This window comes from Vallitalea longa, from assembly GCF_027923465.1.
Lineage (GTDB): Bacteria > Bacillota > Clostridia > Lachnospirales > Vallitaleaceae > Vallitalea > Vallitalea longa.
The window spans coordinates 108,034-129,884 of the sequence record NZ_BRLB01000002.1; the positions used below are offsets into that span (position 1 = coordinate 108,034).

Annotated in this window: 22 protein-coding genes; 2 read left to right on the forward strand and 20 right to left on the reverse strand. The window is 30.4% G+C overall.

The features are described 5' to 3' along the window. Positions 1–8: 8 nt before the first annotated feature. The 11 genes from QMG30_RS06630 to QMG30_RS06680 all read right to left on the reverse strand — a co-directional run bounded on the left by QMG30_RS06630 (position 9) and on the right by QMG30_RS06680 (position 10,741). The gene (locus tag QMG30_RS06630; RefSeq protein ID WP_281813656.1) at positions 9–893 is read right to left on the reverse strand and encodes an efflux RND transporter periplasmic adaptor subunit; all 885 of its coding nucleotides are present in this window, start codon (positions 891–893) and stop codon (positions 9–11) included. A gap of 344 nt (positions 894–1,237) precedes the next feature. After that, positions 1,238–1,381, reverse strand: coding sequence for a hypothetical protein (locus QMG30_RS06635; RefSeq protein WP_281813659.1), 144 nt, complete (start codon positions 1,379–1,381; stop codon positions 1,238–1,240). Positions 1,382–1,422: 41 nt separating this feature from the next. Then, positions 1,423–2,073 carry a 7-cyano-7-deazaguanine synthase QueC gene (gene queC / locus QMG30_RS06640; RefSeq protein WP_281813662.1) on the reverse strand — a complete coding sequence of 217 codons (651 nt, stop codon included), beginning with the start codon at positions 2,071–2,073 and terminating at the stop codon, positions 1,423–1,425. A 15-nt stretch (positions 2,074–2,088) separates the two neighbouring features. Continuing rightward, a complete protein-coding gene (gene folE, locus QMG30_RS06645) occupies positions 2,089–2,673 on the reverse strand; it encodes a GTP cyclohydrolase I FolE (protein ID WP_281813665.1) in 585 nt (194 codons plus the stop codon). 2 nt (positions 2,674–2,675) lie between these two features. Further along, positions 2,676–3,341, reverse strand: a complete 666-nt coding sequence (queE, locus tag QMG30_RS06650) for a putative 7-carboxy-7-deazaguanine synthase QueE (RefSeq protein WP_281813667.1) — start codon at positions 3,339–3,341, stop codon at positions 2,676–2,678. A 10-nt stretch (positions 3,342–3,351) separates the two neighbouring features. After that, positions 3,352–3,771, reverse strand: coding sequence for a 6-carboxytetrahydropterin synthase QueD (gene queD / locus QMG30_RS06655; RefSeq protein WP_281813669.1), 420 nt, complete (start codon positions 3,769–3,771; stop codon positions 3,352–3,354). A 2-nt stretch (positions 3,772–3,773) separates the two neighbouring features. Next, positions 3,774–4,544 (reverse strand): acyl-CoA dehydratase activase, encoded by a 771-nt coding sequence (locus QMG30_RS06660; RefSeq protein WP_281813672.1) that lies wholly within the window; start codon positions 4,542–4,544, stop codon positions 3,774–3,776. Then, on the reverse strand, positions 4,541–5,542 hold the full coding sequence (locus tag QMG30_RS06665; RefSeq protein WP_281813675.1) for a 2-hydroxyacyl-CoA dehydratase family protein: 1,002 nt from the start codon (positions 5,540–5,542) through the stop codon (positions 4,541–4,543). Before QMG30_RS06665 ends, QMG30_RS06660 begins: the two co-directional genes overlap by 4 nt. A 687-nt stretch (positions 5,543–6,229) precedes the next feature. Further along, on the reverse strand, positions 6,230–6,451 hold the full coding sequence (locus QMG30_RS06670; protein ID WP_281813678.1) for a YdbC family protein: 222 nt from the start codon (positions 6,449–6,451) through the stop codon (positions 6,230–6,232). A 35-nt stretch (positions 6,452–6,486) separates the two neighbouring features. Beyond that, positions 6,487–7,359 (reverse strand): mechanosensitive ion channel family protein, encoded by an 873-nt coding sequence (locus tag QMG30_RS06675; RefSeq protein ID WP_281813681.1) that lies wholly within the window; start codon positions 7,357–7,359, stop codon positions 6,487–6,489. 211 nt (positions 7,360–7,570) lie between these two features. Beyond that, the gene (locus QMG30_RS06680; RefSeq protein ID WP_281813683.1) at positions 7,571–10,741 is read right to left on the reverse strand and encodes a DEAD/DEAH box helicase; all 3,171 of its coding nucleotides are present in this window, start codon (positions 10,739–10,741) and stop codon (positions 7,571–7,573) included. A gap of 234 nt (positions 10,742–10,975) precedes the next feature. Here QMG30_RS06680 and QMG30_RS06685 point away from each other — a divergent pair, with 234 nt between their 5' ends. After that, positions 10,976–12,715, forward strand: a complete 1,740-nt coding sequence (locus QMG30_RS06685) for an ABC-F family ATP-binding cassette domain-containing protein (protein WP_281813685.1) — start codon at positions 10,976–10,978, stop codon at positions 12,713–12,715. Positions 12,716–12,858: 143 nt separating this feature from the next. On the opposite strand, the gene nadR is transcribed toward QMG30_RS06685, so the two are convergent. The 8 genes from nadR to QMG30_RS06725 all read right to left on the reverse strand — a co-directional run bounded on the left by nadR (position 12,859) and on the right by QMG30_RS06725 (position 20,209). After that, positions 12,859–13,896: a multifunctional transcriptional regulator/nicotinamide-nucleotide adenylyltransferase/ribosylnicotinamide kinase NadR gene (nadR, locus tag QMG30_RS06690; RefSeq protein WP_281813688.1), complete on the reverse strand. Its 1,038-nt coding sequence runs from the start codon at positions 13,894–13,896 to the stop codon at positions 12,859–12,861. 7 nt (positions 13,897–13,903) lie between these two features. Beyond that, positions 13,904–14,590 carry a nicotinamide riboside transporter PnuC gene (gene pnuC / locus QMG30_RS06695; RefSeq protein WP_281813691.1) on the reverse strand — a complete coding sequence of 229 codons (687 nt, stop codon included), beginning with the start codon at positions 14,588–14,590 and terminating at the stop codon, positions 13,904–13,906. 84 nt (positions 14,591–14,674) lie between these two features. Continuing rightward, a complete protein-coding gene (locus QMG30_RS06700; RefSeq protein WP_281813695.1) occupies positions 14,675–16,204 on the reverse strand; it encodes a GTP pyrophosphokinase in 1,530 nt (509 codons plus the stop codon). Between the two features lie 418 nt (positions 16,205–16,622). Then, on the reverse strand, positions 16,623–17,126 hold the full coding sequence (locus QMG30_RS06705) for a GNAT family N-acetyltransferase (protein WP_281813698.1): 504 nt from the start codon (positions 17,124–17,126) through the stop codon (positions 16,623–16,625). Positions 17,127–17,199: 73 nt separating this feature from the next. After that, on the reverse strand, positions 17,200–17,943 hold the full coding sequence (locus QMG30_RS06710) for an ABC transporter permease (RefSeq protein WP_281813701.1): 744 nt from the start codon (positions 17,941–17,943) through the stop codon (positions 17,200–17,202). Then, entirely contained in the window at positions 17,930–18,661 is a 732-nt protein-coding gene (locus QMG30_RS06715; protein ID WP_281813703.1) for an ABC transporter ATP-binding protein, read from the reverse strand. Before QMG30_RS06715 ends, QMG30_RS06710 begins: the two co-directional genes overlap by 14 nt. Before the next feature lie 84 nt (positions 18,662–18,745). Next, positions 18,746–19,504 (reverse strand): MerR family transcriptional regulator, encoded by a 759-nt coding sequence (locus tag QMG30_RS06720; RefSeq protein ID WP_281813705.1) that lies wholly within the window; start codon positions 19,502–19,504, stop codon positions 18,746–18,748. Between the two features lie 72 nt (positions 19,505–19,576). Continuing rightward, positions 19,577–20,209 (reverse strand): IclR family transcriptional regulator domain-containing protein, encoded by a 633-nt coding sequence (locus tag QMG30_RS06725; RefSeq protein ID WP_281813707.1) that lies wholly within the window; start codon positions 20,207–20,209, stop codon positions 19,577–19,579. 132 nt (positions 20,210–20,341) lie between these two features. Between QMG30_RS06725 and QMG30_RS06730 the strand changes: the two genes are divergently transcribed. Continuing rightward, positions 20,342–21,106 (forward strand): SDR family NAD(P)-dependent oxidoreductase, encoded by a 765-nt coding sequence (locus tag QMG30_RS06730; protein WP_281813709.1) that lies wholly within the window; start codon positions 20,342–20,344, stop codon positions 21,104–21,106. A 203-nt stretch (positions 21,107–21,309) separates the two neighbouring features. Here QMG30_RS06730 and QMG30_RS06735 read toward each other — a convergent pair whose 3' ends face one another. Further along, on the reverse strand, positions 21,310–21,804 hold the full coding sequence (locus QMG30_RS06735; RefSeq protein WP_281813711.1) for a GNAT family N-acetyltransferase: 495 nt from the start codon (positions 21,802–21,804) through the stop codon (positions 21,310–21,312). Positions 21,805–21,851 lie beyond the last annotated feature (47 nt).

The window sequence follows — 21,851 nt, forward strand, 5'->3', positions numbered from 1 at the left end:
GCTGTCACCTACCTTCCAGACATTGGAGGAATCATTCCTCTTCCCCCACTATTGCTTGATGTGTTTGTAGTATCCTGATAATATATAGTCTGATCTTCGTTAACTCCTTCTTTTATCTCTACCATGTTACCATCATTGATGCCTACTTCTACTGCTTGATTGATAATGTCACCATTTTCATCCTTTATATTTACAAAAGGTTTCTCATCTTCATCAAATTGCAATGATTCTATAGGGATTATTAGAGCATCACTGACACTTTCATTTAATATTCTTGCTTCAGCAGACATTCCTATCTTTACTTCTTCATTCTTGGGAAGATCAACAGAAGCAGTAAAATATGCGATACCATTCTGTACAATAGCTATTTCAGAAACATCTGTTACGATTCCTGTTATTTCTTGGTCAATCGCACCTATTGTTATTTCTACTTCTTTGCCATCTGTTATTGAAGCAATATCATATTCATCTACTTTCAAAGTTACTTCAAGATTATCAAGGTCTACTATGTCACACAGTTTTGTACCAGACATCGCAGTTTCATCTTCGTCAATATATATTTTAGTAACTGTTCCGGATATCTTGGCTTCTATTTCATCTCCTTGTGATGTCTTGAAAATAACATCATCCTTTTCTACTTTATCTCCTTCTGATACATATATATCAGATATCTGTATTATTTTTTCAGCAAATATGTTTTGTGTGTTTTTGCTTTCTACATTTCCTGAAAAAGCATAGTAGGTTTCAATGTCACCTCTACCAACAGTATCTTCTTGATATATATTGCCTCTGTTACCAGTCAATATTGGAACTGTAATCAATATTAACAATATAGCTACTAATATAATTCCTATTATTAAGCTCTTTTTATTTTTCTTTTTATTATTCATCATTATTTATGCCTCCTATTAATTTATGAGGATATTGTATATTCTCTATGTGAACTTAATATGAACTGATAGAAATTAATTATTTTACGTTTTACTATATTAATAAAATATAAGAGTTTTGAGTTGAAATTTATATTAAAGTACAAAGAGGCTACGCCTCATAAAAGATTTCAAGGAAAATAGAAAGTAGAACTTTCCTATATTATAAAAAAAATACCGATCAAGGTAAAACACCCTGAGCGGCATATATTCTATAAACAAGTACATAAAAACAAGCTTAACAATATAAACAATAATAAGTAGTCTAACAACATATAACAAAATATGTAATATATGTTATTGGATTGTTAACTGTTATTCATATTTTCCAATTCTCTAATTTGTTTCACAATCCAATCCAAATCATCCTTAATATCTTTGACAATATTTCTTAATATGATTCCCATAACTAGCGAGAATAATGAACATACAACAAAAATTAAATAAGACATTCATACTCTCCTTCTATTTGATAAGTTGTTGACTGTTGATGTTACTGCTTAATCTCCATGTACTCTTCATAACCTTTTCTTCTGAGTTCACAAGCTGGACACTTTCCACATCCATCACCTATAACTCCATTGTAACATGTCAAAGTTTCATTTTTTATAACATCCAATACTCCCAGTTCATCAGCTAACTTCCATGTTTCCATTTTATCTATCCACATCAAAGGTGTATGAATTACGAATTCATAATCCATGGCTAGGTTAAGCGTAACATTGGTTGATTTGATGAATACATCTCTACAATCTGGATATCCGCTATAGTCACTTTGAGAGACACCAGTTACTATATGCTTGATTCCATTTGTCTTGGCATATATTGCTCCAAAAGTTAAGAACAATAGATTTCTTCCTTCAACAAATGTGTTTGGAACTCCTTCTTCTGGAGCTTTTTCATCAACCTCCATATCTTCTCTTGTAAGTGAATTCGGTGCTAGCTGATTCAATAATTCCATGTCCAGTATTGTGTGTTTTACATCATATTTTTTACATATGTCAGCTGCACATTCTAATTCCAAGCTATGCCTTTGCTTATAGTCAAAGGATATAGCTTCAACTCTATCAAATCTTTCCTTAGCCCAAAATAAACATGTAGTACTGTCTTGTCCACCACTAAATATTACAACGCAACTTTTCATCTCATATACCTCCATTTATATCATTTTCATTAATCTATCTAAATATTTTTCATTGTTCTTGAATTTACCTCTTGATGTTATCGTTACAGTTTTCGCTCCCGGCTTCTTTATACCTCTTGAAGTCATGCATCCATGCTCCGCTTCAATAACAACAGCAACATCTTGTGTATCAACTATCTTCTGTAGAATATACGCTATATCTGAGCCTATTCTTTCTTGTAGCTGTAGTCTTCTTGACACCATATCCGCTATCCTACATATCTTGCTTAAACCTATGACTTTTCCATTAGGAATATAAGCTACTGCTATGTTCATGTTATACATAAGTGTCAGATGATGCTCACAGTGGCTAAAAACCTCTATGTCTTTAACAAGTACTATGTCATTATCACTGCTTTCAATGAAATCTTCTTCATCAAATGTCTTGTCGTACATCTTAGCTATATCATCATTGGAATATTTAATACCATCAAAGACTTCCTCAAACATTCTTGCAACTCTTTTTGGTGTATCTTTCAATCCTTGTCTATTAGGATTTTCTCCAATTGCTTGTAATATTCCAAAAACATGTTTCTCTATTGCTTGCTTGTCTACTGCCATATCTACACACCTCTCTCATCTGGTGACCAAATAACTTTGTGAAGCTGCACTTGCAGATTGGTTTCATTCATTTTGTTTTCTTTCATGAAATTAACTATTTCCTCAAGATCAATACTTCCAAATGCAGAACTGAAATAGACATTCGTCATATCTGTCAAATCATATTTATCTATGATTTCTTTTCCTCTTATTAAATCTTTTTCACCTGAAACCACAAATTTGACAACATCATTTTTAGTCAAATACTTGAAATTGTCTACTTCCATATGATCTTCCATAGCACTATAAGGTAACTTATAATCCATTGTAAAACATATTCTCTGTCTATCCATGTCAGTGAATTTTTCTAGAGATATGCCTCCATTAGTCTCAATCTCTATATTCAAACTATTATCTTCAGAAAGAATATCCAGCAACTCTCTCATATCTTCTTGGAGTAATGGTTCTCCTCCTGTAAGTGTTACATTATTTATCCCAGTATGTTTTATGTAATCATAGATCTCTTCTGCACTCATCTGCTGTGTATAAGCTTCTGCATCTCTTGCCCAATCTGTATCACAATAACTACAATCCAGATTACAGCCAGAAAATCTAATGAATACAGCTAATTGCCCACATGATTTACCTTCACCATTTATACTTATAAATTTCTCTGCTATATTAAACATATCAATCCCTCTATTCATAATAAAATGCACAGTTATTAGGAGTTTCGTATACTACAACCTTTTCAAGCTCATAGCCTTTTTCTCTGATAATATCATAGAAATATTTGCTGAAACTTTCTGCTGTAGGTCTGAATTCGACTTCAATGATTCTAAAACCTTCATCCAACAAACATTCTTTTGTCTTAGGATTCAAGCTATTAACTTCAATTATTAAACTGTGGTCATAGTAGTCTATAATGTTTTTCACATCTTTTTTCAGATCTTTGAAATCTATTATCATTGCCCGTTGTTGTCCGTCATCTATCAACTCTTTACTTGTTATATATACTTCAACCTTCCATCTATGCCCATGGATATTGGCACATTTTCCTTCGTATCCTTTTAAGAAATGTGCACTGTCAAAACTATGCTCTATCTTTAGACCATACATATTTATCTCTCCTTCAGAAACTTGTGTGCATAATAGCAGCATCCTATAGCTCCATTAAATTGGTTTTCTTGTAAAACTGTTACTTTCTCATAATCTTTCTGTAAATATTTAATTAATGCTTGATTGTTAGAAGCTCCCCCTGACATAAGTAGCACAGAATCATTAAACTTCTTCAGCATTGGTAGTATTCTTTTATATAATGAATAGTTCACACCAGCACATAATCTTTTCATATCGATTCCCTCAGCAATCTTGCCTATAAGTTCAGATTCGGAAAATACGGCACAGGTTGAATTCAGTCTGACTGGTTCTTCATAGTATTTTCCCATTTCATCTAGGGATATTTCTAAGACATTAGCCATGTTTTCAAGATATCTTCCACAGGATGCGGCACATTTGTCATTCAACTCCAGGTCTATAACTATTTTTTTCTCTACCTTGACTGCCTTAACATCTTGTCCTCCTACATCCAGTAAAATAAAATCACTTAGATTAGTCTGATACAATGCTCCATAGACATGAGCTTTGATTTCATTAATGGGTTTAAACTCTTCCAAGTCAGTATTATTTCTTCCATAGCCTGTAGATACAGCTTTATCAAAATCAGCACATTTGATTTTCTTCAAATCAACAACTATTTTCCCATTATTATACTTACAATAGTTTTTATAAAATGAGATGGTACTGATTATTTCCTTATATATGATTTCTGAATTCTGCATAACTGCTATTTTAACTGCTCTACTACCTAAATCTATACCAAGAAGCTTCATCCTCTTACCCCTTTCATATCAGAGAGCATATCTAGAAATGCTTCTAATCTAAGCTTAGTCCTTGCATCTAAAACATTACTTTTATCTCCTTCAATGTTAAGTACTGGAATATCAATCTCTTTGCTTATTATTATGTGTTCAATAGCTTTATGGCAGAATGCTTGTGTATAGTGGATTACTGCATCAATACTTCTGTTTTTTATCTGTTCTTTTATTACCTTAAGCCTAAACCAAACATCATATGGATAAGTATAATCTAAGTATTGCTCATATATGTTGTTGGCTGAATCAGCTCTTGGAAATGCAAATTCTCTCTGAACCTCATTGTAAACAATTCTGGCATCTAGTGATTCTACATAATCATATAAATCACCTGTCATAGGTGGTACTCCAATATAAGCTAATCTCAATTTCTGATTAAACGGTTCTCTATGTTTAATTTCCTTAATCTTATTTTCCAATTCTGTTTTATACTTTTTATGATCCTTATTGAAGTCACTACAACTGATTTGATATAGATGATTCTCAAAACCTGATGCCTTGTTGTCTATGTATGTCAACTTGTCTATGTTATTTGCTAATGCTCTAATACCATTTAGTCTAAGACGGTATTTCTCAACTGTGTCAATATCTACCTGAAATAGTTTAATTAGTTTATCTATTTCCTTTTTTACCATATTCAGTTTTCTATCTGTGGGATAGGAGAAAGGATATATCTTAATACCTCTTTGCTGAAAAACCTCTACCAGAGCTTTTGTATTAGAACAATCCCCTTCCATTACTCCAACAACTTCTTTTATATGGTTATCAATACAAGCACCATATATACCTTTTATCCAAGCACAAGAACTCTTGGGAAATCCATCTTTTTCAGCCATGTCAATTAATGCACTGTAATTTTCATTGGTTATGAATTCATTGTTCAGATCTACTATTTCACAGTTAGCGGATAATAATACTTCACTTGGAATCGTAGTTGTTACTCCTATTCTTCTCATAATTATTCTCCTTAAAATCTAGATGATTTTTAGGCACAAAAAAAGGGCTAACAGCCCATATTTTACAATCCTACATTTTTATATAACAAATAACAGGAACAATTAAGTCATTTTCATATTCCAAAAAGACATATTGTACCATGTAGGTTACGGCCTAGTTTTATTTACAGACAGGAGGTTCACGAACTGTCTTATTCTTTTTACAGTTATGAAGTATATCATATTTGGTGTGGGAGTTCAATGTTAATTTTATTAAAATTTTATTTTTCTGTAAATATGTAGTTTGGTTACAGAAGTGGTAATGTTTGTTATCATAGAAAAGAATAATTATAGTCCTATCCATATAGTTATAATTTTATAAAGTAATAACCTAACTTATATTCAGTGATATAATTTTTTTATAAAATTATTTTAGATTGTTGCAAAAGCTATTAGAAATATCCAAAATCTATGAGTAGTTTTCTACTATCTTAGATACCCTTTTTCATTTTTATCAGTAATTATTACAAATGATGTCATCTATTAATTCAATTATTTATATAGAATTCTTATTTATTAAATAAAGCTACAGAATTATTAAGACTGAGATGGCCCCGTGAAATTAGACTCTATATTTTTAATCTATTTATTTAAAAATATGGTATAACTATTTACCAAAAAAGTGGATTCATTCTTTTTTATGTATACTTATAAATTTAACTCATTAAGCAAAGCTTGAAGTTTTTTCAGTTCATCATCAGAAAGAGTTATTCCTTTACCCATCTTTTCATGTTCTGGGTCCCAATCTCTTAAATCATACTTGGGTTCTCTTCCATTCCAACTGATTAAATTCAATTCTTTCGTCCATCCTTTATTATTCTCAGACAAGACACCTATCATTTCTTCTATTTCATATTTTATATTTGACATTATTATACCTCCTGTATTTTATTTTATCTATTAGGTTAATTATTATAATTTATCCTCATTGTTGGATACGCTAATTCAATATCTGTTTCATTACCTAAAGCATGAAGGATATCTTCCCATATATCATTTACAGTATTTCTTCTTTGACGTGGCACACACAAGTATCTTATCGTTAATTGTACACCACTTTCTATAACATCTGTATATACAATTGGTGTTAGATTCTTATAATGAATCATATATTGTTTTTTCGCTTGTTCTACCATTTTAGCTGCTTTTTCTGATAAATGCAATGAATGTTTATTACCTATATCAGTTAATATGTTTTTGGCCTTTTCCCAATCACTCTCAAAAGTAATGAGTACCTTAATTTCATTCCATATATATTTGAACCCTTTATCGTAGTTGATTATTCCATGTATAAATATAAAGTGATTTGGAATAATTACAACACGTCCTGTACTTTGCTCACCACTTTCATAAGAAGATATCTCCATTAAGCTGAATTGAAACATTCTAATATCTATGACATCTCCCTTTTGTTCATTAATACTAATCCTATCACCTGCTTTAATAGGTTTTTTTATGATTATGAAAAGCCAAGCTGCCATATTAATAAACAAATCTTTTAATGCTATTGCAAGACCCGCGGACACAAGACCCAAATACGTTGTTAAACTCGTTATATCATCTGACCAAAGAAATATACATACTATAACAAATGCCGTACTAAAAAAATAATATACCCTTTTTCTAGCTATATAATATTTATTATTTTCATTATTAGTTGAATAAATAATACGATTAATCAGTCGAATAATTAGCATAATAAGTACAAATGTTATTATGGTCCATAAAATTTTTATCAATATTTGATTATCATTTAGATATCTTACAATCACATTCATTCTTAAGCAATACCCCCTTAACCATTTTATTTAGTAACATCTTATGTTCTATGTCCAGTTTAAATTATTCGAACATAAAGATGTGAAACACTTAATTAATCATATATTAGTATTATAACATAAAAATGGAATTTCTTTAGGAGATCTTTAATAATAATTCTTAACCTCAAATAGTAGATTTTAGTTCTTTTCATTTTTAATTTCTTTAAATCTAATTTGCCAAGTTCACATTCTCCTCCAAAAATCCAGCTGGCATATCATCCTCCAACTTCCAAATAAAACTCATAGGCTTTGAACCGCTATGGGAAACATATTTTGCTTTTCCCATGAAAATAAACGGACTAACAAAACCATCACGTTTCTTATATTCACGAACAAATAATAAAATATCCTGATTATTTTTAAGATGGTTTATATAACGTTGTGCAGTAGGAGTAGATTCAGAAATTCTATTCTGGGTTTGCCAGTGAAAGAGATTATTGTTTATAGGATAATCTTTATACATGGTTACTTCTGAAAAATCCTTATCACTCTTATTAAGTGTAATGAAGAAAATGTCTGTATTACCCTCTTCAATATGCAGTACCCCTTCTCTAAAAGCAGGCATTACATTTTTATTATAATATCCAAGACCTGCCAGTATTTGATTAGTGGTATATGTACAATGAACGTCAAGTGGACTATCAATATTCATTTTCTGATGTTTATCTACAAAATTTATATGTTCGTATTGATACTTCAATATCTCAATTATCTCATTACATAACATACTGTTTTCACGAACTTTATTCAGTCCATCATTAATACAACAAAAACCTTCTTTGTCAGGTATACTATTGTAAAAACTATAGTAAAAAATAGCCCTAACCTTGGTATCTGTAATTTCTTCTATCTCACTACTAAAATATTTTATACCTATTTTTAACAACCTTTTACTATTAATGTAGAATAAGTTTTTGAATCTCTTAACTATAGTCATATCATAATTTGAATCAATAGTTTTATTCAATGCAAGACATTCTAAGGAATAAAGACTTCTATTACCAGATCTACCATAGAAATCAATCAAATTCATATTATGATAATTCAAAAAGTTTGTTAAGGTCAATGGCTGATCTGTTTCTGTTTTATAAGTTCTGATTCTGCTAATGATAACACTTTTATTAATAATAGCATTAGTAATATTGTTAAGAATATATTCCTTAGCAAGCTTCTCCATCTTTATATGACATCCTCTTGGCAGACTCAGAACCTCATCATCTATAGAATCTCTTACAGAATGTTTTGATTTATGAATCAAAGCACTGAAACGTTCTTCATAGTTGTATTTCTCATGAGCTCTTCCTACATAATCCAAGACAGTCAAACACTCTTTGTTCTCAGCATGTCTAAGACCACGACCAAGCTGTTGTAAGAAAACCGTTAAACTTTGTGTAGGTCGTAGGAATAAAACTGTATTGACTTCTGGAATATCTACACCTTCATTGTACACATCAACAGTGAATATTATTTTAATCTGACCTGATTTTAATTTGTTTTTAGCTTGAGTACGTAAATTATTATCTGTCTTTCCTGTAACTGATATAGAATTTATTCCATGTTCATTAAAAGATTTTGTCATAAACTCAGCATGTTCTACACTGACACAGAATCCAAGTGCTTTTAGATTATCAAAATCCGTTAAGTATCTCTCCATACTATTCAAAATGACATGAAGACGTCTTTCATGATTGATTTTATAGACATTAGTAAGATCACTAATCTGATAACCTCCGTTAGTCCACTTTAGTCCAGATAAATCAATATCATCAGATATACAAAAATAATGGAATGGTGATAACAGTTTATGGTCAATTGCCTCAGGGAGCCGCATTTCTGAAGCTATGCGACCATCAAATAATTCTAATATATTCTTACCATCCATACGTTCTGGTGTAGCTGTCAACCCTAACAAGATATTGGGTTCATAGTAATTCAATAAAGCCACATATGATTCGGAAGCACTATGGTGAAATTCATCTACTATGATAAAATCATAAAAATCTGGTGTAGTCTTTTTTATTAACTTTTGACTGTTAAATGATTGTATAGTGACAAACAGATAATCTAATGAGTTAGGCTTATGATTACCAGTTAACATTTCTCCAAAATCAGGCTCTTTCAATATGCCTCTGAAGGTATCCATTGCTTGTTTCAGTATTTCTTCACGATGGGCAACGAACAACAATTTTGCATTGGGATTATTTCTATAAAAAAATTTGAAGTCAAATGCAGCTATGACGGTTTTACCAACACCTGTTGCTGCAACAACAAGATTTTTATGCTTACCAAAGATTTCACGCTCTGCTTGTAGGGTATTAAGAATATCTTGCTGATAGGCATAAGGACGTATGTCAAAAAAAGTCATTGATGAAGTCATGTTATTATCATATTCCCCACTACGTTCCTTTAAAATGGCTGATTTCAACTTTTTTCTATGGTCTTCATTACTTAATATAAATGTTTCAAAATCATAACTATTCCAATAACTTTCAAATGTAGCTAGAAACTTACGTATAACTTCAAATGAATCTTTCTCACTTACTTTGAGATTCCATTCAAGCCCGCTTGTCATTGCAACCTTTGACATGTTTGATGAACCAATATATGCAGTGGTAAATCCCGAATTTCGACAAAACAAGTATGATTTTGCATGCAATCTAGTACGTTTGGTTTCATAGGATATTTTTATTTCTACATTAGGTAATTGGGCCAACTTTTCTATAGCACCTGCATCTGTAGCTCCCATATAACAAGTGGTAATGATTCTTATTTTTTTATTCTCATTCTTAGTAAATGTTTTCAGCTCATCATATATAAGTCTTAACCCACTCCATTTAATGAATGAAATTAACATATCAATACGGTCGCTAGACTGGATTTCTTTTTTTAATTCTGATACTAGATCAGGCTCTTTCACTGACCCTGTAAAAAGAGAGCTGGTAGCGATGGAAGTGACAGGACGAACTGGTAGAATTTTATCGTTTAGTACTGATGCCGTATTTAATGTAGAATAAATTGACAAAAGTAGTTCTGATGTTTCAGATATTTTATAATTGTTTAATGTATCCAAATCCAGATTCTCAGATAATAGTTCAATCAAACGGTTACACAATTCTATCTGGTATACCAGATTTCTTTTGGCTTTTCTCTCCTTACGATTGTCTTCACGAATGAATATTAAAGCTTTTCGTACTACTTCTTCAATATATTTTGATAATATTAAATGTGCTTCTGCTTCATCAAGGGGATTTTTCTGTGAACCTTGATTTATGTTTTCCAAATGAGATATTTTGTTTTCAATTTCTTTATTTATTAGTTGTTCGTATATTCCTTCTATCATTTTAATTACCTCTTTAAGTTTTGTTATAATATTAATTCATAATAATCATTTTAACACGAAAAGCTCCATTAATAAATGATTGATATTAATCGCAAAAAATGTTATGCTATCAACAATAAATCCAAAAAATATTGTCATTACTACATAAATCAATAAAAATTTATGATTATGAAGATTATATATTGAAGAGCTTATTTTATAGGCTCTTTTAATGTGATAGAAAGAGGTAATAATATGATAAAAGTTGATAACTTGTCCTACTCATACCCGCAAAAAGATCTATATAATAAGATTTCATTTACATTAGAAGATGGTCAACATTGCGCTTTTATAGGAACAAGTGGCAGTGGAAAAAGTACACTGATAGATATAATTATGAATCCAGAAATATATATGTTTGATGGTAAGTTAGATATAGACCCTAATTGTAGAATTGGATATGTAAGTCAGTTTTCACAGCTTGACAAAACAAAAGAAACTACGGTCTACGAATATATAGCAGAAGAATTTATTAAGCTACAAAAAGAGATAACATACCTTTGTACTGAAATGGAAACATCTTCAGATATTGATACTTTGTTAGAAAAGTACCAACAAGCTTTAGACGCATTTGATGCAATCGGTGGAGATGATTTCGAAAGCAAGATCAATAAAAAACTACACCATGCAAACCTAATCAAACATAAAGACCTAATGATATCTGAGCTTAGCGGTGGAGAATTCAAACTTATCCAGGTAATTAAGGAAATGCTTCATAGTCCTGACTTAATGATTATGGATGAACCAGATGTTTTTCTGGATTTTGAAAACCTTAATTCCCTGAAAAATCTAATTAATTCTCACAAAGACATAATGTTAGTTATTACGCACAACAGATACCTATTGAATCATTGTTTCAACAAAATTGTACACCTAGAAAATATGGAACTCCAAGAATTTGATGGAACATATATTGATTATAATTTCTCGTTACTTCAAACTAAAATTGAATTGCAGGAACTTGCTATTGCTGATGATGAAGAAATTAAGAGAAATGAGATTTTAATTAATAAACTAAGATCTGTTGCCAGTAATAATGCTGAAGCTGCTAAAGGGAAATCTCTAAAAGCTAGAGTTAAGATTCAAGAAAGACTAGAAAAACGTAGAATCAAAGCACCTTTCGTAGATATTAAACAACCGAATATACATTTGGTTACTGACAATGAAATTGAAGAAACTATTGCTTTAAAAGTTAATGATTACAGTGTTACCTTTGATGAAATGCTTTTAGAAAATGTTAGCTTCGAGATTAAATCTACTGATAAAGTAGCTCTTATCGGTTCCAACGGTACTGGAAAAACTACATTACTCCGAGATATTATTAATAATAATCAAGATTCCATTGAAATAAATTCTGATATTGAAGTGGCTTATTTATCTCAGCTTCAAGGAGAAATACTAAATGAGTCTAATACAATAATTGAAGAATTTTTAGACTTTGGTTTTGATACTTATCAAGAAATCAAATCATATGTTTCAGATTATGGTTTCAGCGAAGATATCGTTGACCAAAAAATAGAATCCTTATCTGGTGGAGAAAAGAATATACTTCAATTAGCTAAAGTATCTGCTAGCAAAGCCAACATGTTGCTTCTGGATGAACCCACAAGTCATTTAGATACTTATTCACAAATAGCACTTGAAGAAGCCATAAAAAATTACAACGGTGCCATTATAATGATTTCTCATGATTACTATTCCATAATAAACTGTATGGATTATGTTTTAATCATTGATGATAAGACAATTAGAAGAATGAGTATGCGAAAATTTAGAAAGATGATTTATGCCAATCATTTCGATAAAAATTATTTAGAAATTGAGCAAAAGAAAAAATCAGTTGAAACAAAAATAGCATTGGCTTTAAAAGATACTGATTTTGAACTTGCAAAAGCTTTATCGGAACAATTAGAAGAACTGATTAAATTGCTTTAAAGAATAAAATTCAACTTTATTCTTTATCAATCCATAATAAAGTTAAGTAGAATTCATATTGGTCAACAATTTCAACAAATTAATGAGACGCCTATCTTAGCGTCTCAATGATTTTCTCTCGTATTACTCGACACTGTTTGTATTTACCATCTAGTGTTCAATCCGAGATTTTCTTCAATTAATTTTTTTGCCCTATTAAATCTATCCAGATAGTTCCCCGAAATGCAGTAATATCGTGAACCATATTTTTCTAGCAATTCTTTTATCTGATTACTATATTTATCACGGTCAGATTCAATAATTTCACTTCGTGTACCGTCCTGTACAAAATCTACAGTTGGTTCGAGGAATAATATTAAATCAAACTCATTGATATTAGTGATGGCATCAGCTAATAATCCACATTTTGCAATTTCTTCTTCCTTAGATAATAGAAATTTTGTATAAAACAGTGTAGTGATAGCATCAGTATCAATAAAGAGTATCTTATTGCTGTCCTTGATTGCATCCATTTCCTTAACTTTGTGACGTAAGAGTATTTCATTGAAATCTTCCATTATCATCAACTCTTCGTTTCCAGCTATTTCACAGATATCTCTTCCTACTTCCTCAACATAATTCGTATTATAAGCTAGAGCCAAATTATGTACTAAGGTTGATTTGCCAGTACTCTCCCCTCCTACAATCAATACCTTTCGTGTATAGTAAGGTCTACAGACCTTCGGTATGTAATACCAATTATCGAATACCCATTTTCTTATATCAGTGGAACTTACCGGTACTTCACTTCTATCAAAATAAACTACATCGCTATCAGGAGAATAGAGATTCTCGAATCTATCTGTACCATAATAATCTGTCCCACAGAATACTACATCAATAGGTCTTCCTATTGCTCTTTTAATGTCTTCTGCTCCTTTTTCCCAATAGTAGTTGGTATCATAAGTGTCTTTATCAATAGCTTCGTCTTCTATCATGATAATCTTTATATTGGATAAATGCCTACAGCAATTATGTATCCATCTATAACGTAGCTCTTTAATTGTTGATTCTCTTCCTTCGCACCAACTAATAACAATATATAACATTTTACACATTGATGATGCTCTAATAATATCATGTATATGACCTATATGTAATGGATCAAAGGAACCTCCATACATTCCTACATCATATTTCATTACTTATTCACCTACTTTCCTTAAACCACTTAATGAACATAAAAATGGCGTTAAGTAAATAGACTATCCACATGAGTAGAGTCGCAATATCAGTACCACCATTAAAATAATCAATTAGCCACATATTTACAGTTACTAGATCTACTACAATCCATATTATCCACTGTTCCATCAATCTTCTAACACTTAAAATCATGGCAACTATACTAAGACAAGTAGAAATACTATCAAAAAATGGCAGATTTCCTCCTAAGTTTCTTAATATAGTCCCATAACCGTATATACATATAATTGATATGATTAGTAGCATAATCTCCTGATTAATATTAAGTTTTGTTTTTTCCACTTCCTTGGTTTCATTATTCATATGTTTTTTCCACATTAACCAACCAACAAATTGCATAGGTGCATAGTATAATCCATTAAGCATGACCTCACCATAATACCTAGCCTCAAAAGCAATCCAAGCGTAGAGTATTGTATTGACTAAACCAAACATAAAACAACTCATTTTGCCTTTTCCTGTAAGTATCACACACATTACACCAGTTACTGCTGCAATAATACCTCTTACATTATCCCCCCAATGTAAGGATAGCGAAATAATCACACTGATAGCGAATACCATCCATACTATTTCCCATGTCTTCCATCCTGTAAGCTCATACTTCAAAAATTTCTTAGTCTTATCCATGTTCCATCTCCTCAACCTATAATCTATTTTATTTCTACTGACTCTTGAATAGAAAATATATAAATCAGAGTACTTCCTATTATTCTATAGTTTGAAGAGTTTCAAAGCTTGTTCAGCTTCTATTGAAGATAAAGTCTCTAGTTCATGTGTATAACCTATAATATCTTTACTGATTTCTATTACATTGGATTCATCTTTAGCTTTTTCTAGGAATCTTTTTACTTTTGTTATTTCAATTTTATAATCGAATATAGCTAATATCTTCATTTTGAAACAATCTAAGTATATTTCTTGGTACTCCAACCAATCATCATATGTTTGAATATTCTTACATATAAGTTCAACTATGTAGCGTAATGCATGGTTTATTTTCACTATGTTCGTATCATAGATAAATTTTATTGAATCGATTCCTTTAAAAGAATATACGATAGTGAGCAATAGTTTTTCTATCATTTCTTTAGCTTGATTTTCTTCAAATAATACATATAACTTGGATAGACTCCTATTTTTACTAAATCTTTCTTTTATGAATTGAATAAATGTTTCAAAATCCTCTACATTATTTCCAAGCTCTATTGCAAATAATATTCTAAAAAAGATATTCCATTGAAAATCACTATTGATTGAAGCTATTATGGTTTCTCCCATAACTTTTGAAAATTCATCTTCAAGTTTTATTTCTCGTTCAAATATTATCTCATGAGTAAAATCTATCTTATTCTCACTTATATCATTTAACCTTGAAAAGGTTTTTACCAGAGTCATATTATAGTCATCCAGATTTTCTGCGTGATTAGTCCTAAAAATATATTTCATGATAGTGTCACATGACTTTCTGAAATCCACGATAAAGCCAATACTTTCCTTGATTTTAATAGAAAAAATATCATAAATCATCTTGGAAAGTGTTGTTTCAATTTGGTTTTTCCTAACAGAAGGATTAATCGTATTCAATTGTTTGAATTGGTCATCAATAATATGTAATTGTTTATCAATCATGGAAAGGTTTTCGTTTATTGAACCCATTATATCTTTGAAGAAACTATCCCATACTGTATAATTATTGTTTTTATAGATTATCTTATGTTCTATCTCTCCCCAAAACACATTTACTAGTGATTTTATTTGGAGTTCAAAATTAAATAACTCGTCATTATACTCATATACACCATCGATTCTATATATTTCAAAACCATTTTTTTGTTTTTGTGGTTGTGGTCCATCCAATTCAAGTCTAATATTTTTATTAAGGGAGTTGTAGTAATAACCATCTGAATGGCGCATACTAAAACATCTCTTTATCATACCATAAATCCTATATTCATCTTCAATGAACCTACATTCTATTCTTATCCCAATCAAGTCTGATAGATTAGAAATAAATTCTTCTGGTGAATTAAATTCTTTGTATGAATTATTTCTGATAATTTTTTCTTTTACACTGGGTACTGATTTTACTCTCCTATTGATGTTAAGATAACCATCAGTGCTTACCTCTATTAATTCCTTAAGAAAGATTTTTATTTCATTGGATGCTATTTCCAAATCATTATTTTTAGTATCTATATAATCAGTTACATCATGTATAAATCCAAATAGTTTTAATTCCATAATTCCTCCTATGCATAACAAAGTACTTATAAGCTTTATTTACGCTTCATTTCATGTCGATTTTTTAATTACCATGTAGATCATTTGCCAATTTTATGAGTGTGTACTTCTATTTTATCACTATTTCATACTTTATTAAAAGTTAATTTTATATATTTCAGTAATGTAATACTTGCATTTTACCTTTTATTATACAATAAAAACAATTATTCAACCATATATTTTACTATAAAAAATAAAATTCCACCCTAATCTAACAGAGTAGAATTTTTTCTATTTGTAGTTTTAATTATAGATTCATACTAATATGCTTGTAATTTCTCACCATCAAAACAAGCTTTCTTCTATCAGTTTTTCAATTAGCAAAATCAACTAATTTTAAAATAATGGTATTAAATCTCTTATTATAAGTCAATAACTAGCAATTTACAGCCACATGAGCAATTTGTTTTTCATCATTCTTTTCAAAATATTTATAAACTTCCATACCCAACTTCTTCGCAACTTTTTGTGATGGAATATTTCTCAATATGGTATATGAGAATATTCTTGGATATTGCAAAACATTGAATGCATATTCTTTACACGCTAGAGCAGCCTCTGTCGCAAAACCTTTATTGCAATAGTCATTTATAATATGAAAACCTATTTCCGGTAAACTTTCATCATCTATCTCTTGCATGGTTATACCACAATCACCTATAAAAATATCTCCTTCTTTCAATATTACTGCCCATAGTCCATGTTTATATTTTTTATAGTTGTTAATATTCCAATTAATCCATTTCTCTACTTCTTTCTCGGAAAATGGATGGGGATAAAATTCCATAGATTTTGGATTTGAAAGAACTTTCATTAATTCTTTTTTGTCATCAAGGCGTAATTCTCTTAAATATAATCTCTTTGTCTCAAGTATTTTCATAGTTGGTCTCCTTTGCATAAGTATTTTATTATATTATATAATATTAAAAATATTTAGTAAAACATTTATTTAGTTACTCCCATTTGAAATATTTGATTGAAATTGTGCAACATACAAATGTTATAGCTACCATCAGTATAAGTGGGAAAATTATATTGTCAACAGTAAGTCCTAATGATGTAGCTTTTAAGAGTTTAATACCTTGCGTAAGTGGTAGAAGATCTGCAATATTTTGTAGCCCTTTTGGCATTAATTCATAAGGTAGAGTGGCACCAGAAAAAATCAACATTGGGAAATATAAAACACTTGCTATTATACTCGCTATTTTAACATTAGGTGCAATACCTCCAACCATCATTCCTATACTAAACATTGAAGCCATGACCAATAGAAAAGTACCGATAAATAGCAATATAGACCCATTGAACCTAAAATCAAAAAACAAGGCTGCAATTATAGTGAGTAGAACAAGCGAAACCAATGAATAGAGAAAGTAGATGGTAACTTGTACCCCTAAAACTAGTATTGGACTTACAGGTGTCACTTGAAATCTCTTCAGGATCTTTCTATTTCGATATTCAGAAACTACAAGTGGTAACCCCATAACACCACCTGCACAAATGGCAATCGTTGATACAGCTCCAAAAGTCTGTTCTAAAAAAGTATAATTAGCACCTTCAAAAGCAGGTTTATCTCCATAGATTATTCCAATAAGCACTATAACGACAACAGGCATACATATAGCAAATATAAACATATCCATACCTCTGAGAGATAGTTTTAGTTCTGTTTTCAGCATTGTTCTAAACGTTTTCATAAGCTTTTTCCTCATTTGCATACCATAGATATACTTCCTCAAAATTTTCATAAGGGCTATTATTAATAGCTTCTGTTACAGTTCCATTAAAAACCATATTACCTTTTTTCAGAATCATTATTTTGTCACACAAAGCTTCTACTTCATCCATAAAATGAGATGTCAGAAAGATTGTCAGTCCCTTCTTTTTTAGATGAGATAAACATTTCCATACATCATGTCTCGCCCTTGTATCAAGTCCTGTTGTTAATTCATCCAAAAAGACTACTTTTGGATCAGGAATAAGGGCTAAGACAATAAATAACTTTTGTTTTTGTCCACCAGACAATTCAGCAACAGGACTTCCAGCCTTTTCAAGTAATCCGAATGTTTTCAATAGTTCTTTATAATCCGTAACTTCTTTGTAAAGGCACTGGGTTTCTTCACATAACTCAGATACACATATTTTATCCTGATAATTTGCTTCTTGAAACTGAACACCAACATATTCAAATAATTTATTTCTATCTTTTTGTGGATTCATTCCAAGAATTGAAATCGTACCATTATCAGGTTTACGAGTACCTAAAATACATTCCATAGTAGTACTTTTTCCAGCACCATTTGCGCCAAGAAGCCCAAAGACTTCTCCCCTTTTCACAGAAATATCTATATTGTTTATAATTGTAGTATTTCCGTATGATTTTTTAAGTTGTTCTATTCTGATAGTTGTTTCCAATTTACATACCTCCTATAATTTCTGGCAAGAAAAGCCAAATAGCTTTCCTGTAGTAAAATAATAACACCAGAAAAAACTCTGGTGTTAAAGTGGAGGGTTAATTTGAAATTCTTTTTTCATGTTCAGGATAGTTGTTTTCATTAGTGAGGCATTTATTTGCGCACTTTGTATAGATGACAGTAATTTGTCACATGCTGTTATAATATCTTCATTTTCCTCTGGCATATCAATAATATCTCTTATATCTATTTCAGTATTATATGATAAGACATTCAACATTCTTAATATCGCTGATAAAGAATAATTGGCACATCGTAATACACGAATTATTTTTAGTCGACGTAAATCTTCATGTGTATATACACGATAACCATTAGATTTACGTTTTACTGTTAACAAACCATTAAGTTCCCAATTTCGCAGTGTATCCATCGATATATTCAGATAATTAGATACTTCTTTTCTCTTAAGAAGAACTTCATGTAATTTATCTTCACCAGATAACAGATTTTTGACTATATCAATAGCTTCCTCTGCATTATCTTTTTCTCGTTGGAGCTGTTCTAGATACTCATCTGTTAATATTATGGCTTCATCAAAATTTCCAGTAGCAGAAACTATAATTATATTTAGGGCCTTTCTTCTAAGTCCATTTTGTAGGATCTCCACTTTTAAAGCAGCACGAGCTAATTTAAATTGCTCAATATGGATATCTGTAAAAATACGATATCCGTTTTTCTGTCTTTCAACTTTCGGTATTAGTCCCCACTTCTCATATAATCTTACCGTATTAGGGTGTATACCAATTATTTTCGCTACTTCACTTGTTCTATAAGTATTCATCAATAAACCTCCCTCTATATAATTATACTTTTCCATAGAAGTCTGGTGTTTTAATGGAGAGTTTTATTTTTATCAAATAACTTCTACCATGCAATCCACTAATTTCTTCTCATCAAATCTAGATTTAGGTACAAATACACTAATAGCAACATCTTCTTCAAGTTTAACTGCCACACAATAAGCATATAATTCTATTTCATTTCTAAAATAGATAGTAATATCATTTTTAGTTATAACATAATGTATTTTTTCATCGTACATTTTCTTATCATCATCAAGTGCAAATCCTATAGCTGTTTCTTCCTTCAAATCAAAATTTCCTACCATTGAAGTTAATCTCACTGGATGAGAAGATTCAACTTTGTCAATATATATTATTGAATCATCATCAATTGCTTTAGCTAAATGACAAGTTTCATTAGTTAATTCTGCAAGACGTACTAACTTATTATGGTACCTATTAATCAATATATCATCTACGTTATATTTAGAATATAATTCTAATATTTTGGAACCTAATTCATAAAATCCATTATCATTTCTTTTAATCAATTTATGTGATTCTAGTGTTAAAATCAATCCATTCAATGTGGTTAGTGGCATATCTAATTTCTTGCTTAAAGACGATAGATTATATTTATCTTGATTATCGGATATAAAATCTAGTATATTAATTGTTTTATCTATTGTTTTAATAGTCTTCATACCAGTCTCCTTCTCTTTCAAAATCAATTTTTATTATAGCATACTTCTTGACAAATTCAAAAGCAGTGTTACAATATATACGTAATAATATTTATATTATACTATATTATAGTAAGAAAGAGGAATGATATCATGAATAGAGTATTAATCACAGGAGCTAATCAAGGTATGGGCTTGGCTACAACAAAACTTTTTTTGAAAAAAGGTTGGAGAGTTGCTATGGTAGATATTAATGAAGAACTAGGCAAAAAGGAATGTGATAAGCTTAAAACGGAATATGGAAATGTTATAGAATTCTTCAAATGTAATATATCAGATATCTCAGATATAAAATCTATGAGAGAATCAATTGCCATGAAATTTGATGGTGGAGTTGATGGAATCGTTAATTGTGCTGGAATTTTTGCAACTGGGGCTTGTCATAACTTGGAAGAAGATCAATGGGATAAGATAATGGATGTAGATGTTAAAGCGATTTATCTTATTGCAAAGGTATTTATTCCATATATGATGTCACAGAAAAAAGGTTCAATTGTAAATGTCGCTTCATGTGCTGGTATCCAAGGCGATTATAACATGGTAGCATATTGTGCAGCCAAAGGTGCTGTAGTTAATATGACTAGAGCTATGGCTTTAGATTATGGTAAATACAATATTAGAACAAACACCGTATCACCAGCAGCTTGTGCTACTCCTATGTTCAAAAAAAATCCTCAAGAGGTTCAAGAGACATTTGCAGAAGCCAATCCATTAAAGCATCTTTGTACTCCTGAAGAAGTTGCTCATGCAATTTACTTTTTAATCTCTGAAGAATCCAATTCATGTAATGGTACCAATCTAGAAGTAACTGGTGGTATCAACATAGCTTGTGGTTCACCAGTTGTTCAAGAAGGTTAATCTACATATATACAGAATTTATTTTATAAATGGCTGAACCCAATATATTTGTTCAGTCGTTTTTTCAATTCCAGATATTGAAGCTATACTAGCTATATTCTATGAAACCTTATATAAGGCACAATTTCTTTTTTTGTACTGTTTTTTCTATACTGATTATATCATTTTATATATCTTTAAATAACATGCCAATCATATAGTATCTATAGAATTTTGCTCATATAATATTCATCTACATATTTTCCGTTCACGATAAGTGATTTTTCTTTGATTCCTTCAATCTTGAATCCCATTTTTTTATATAGATGAATAGCACTTTCATTATCGACCATAACTGTTAATTCCAGTCTTTTAATATCACTTTCTAATGCCCATTCTTCCATCTTAGCAAAGAGTTTTACACCCATTCGTTTTCCTCTATATTCTTTTAATAGACCTATTACTATATAAGCACTGTGTTTTATTCTATTAGCGAATCCTCTCTCAGCTGATAAAAATCCAACTATTTTCTTATTATCTTCAACTATCAATATTAGTGACTTTGTTTCATTCATCTTGATGATATCAGATTGCATTTCTTCTATTGTTGTTTTTCTCTCTCCTTGCTCAAACATCATATCATTTGTTTCATTATCCAATTGTTTCAGCATATCAAGAAATCTTTGTGAATCTTTCGTTTCAATTCTTCTAATAACCATTATTTACCTCCAATCTTTAATTACTTATTCTCTAATATATTATGTAT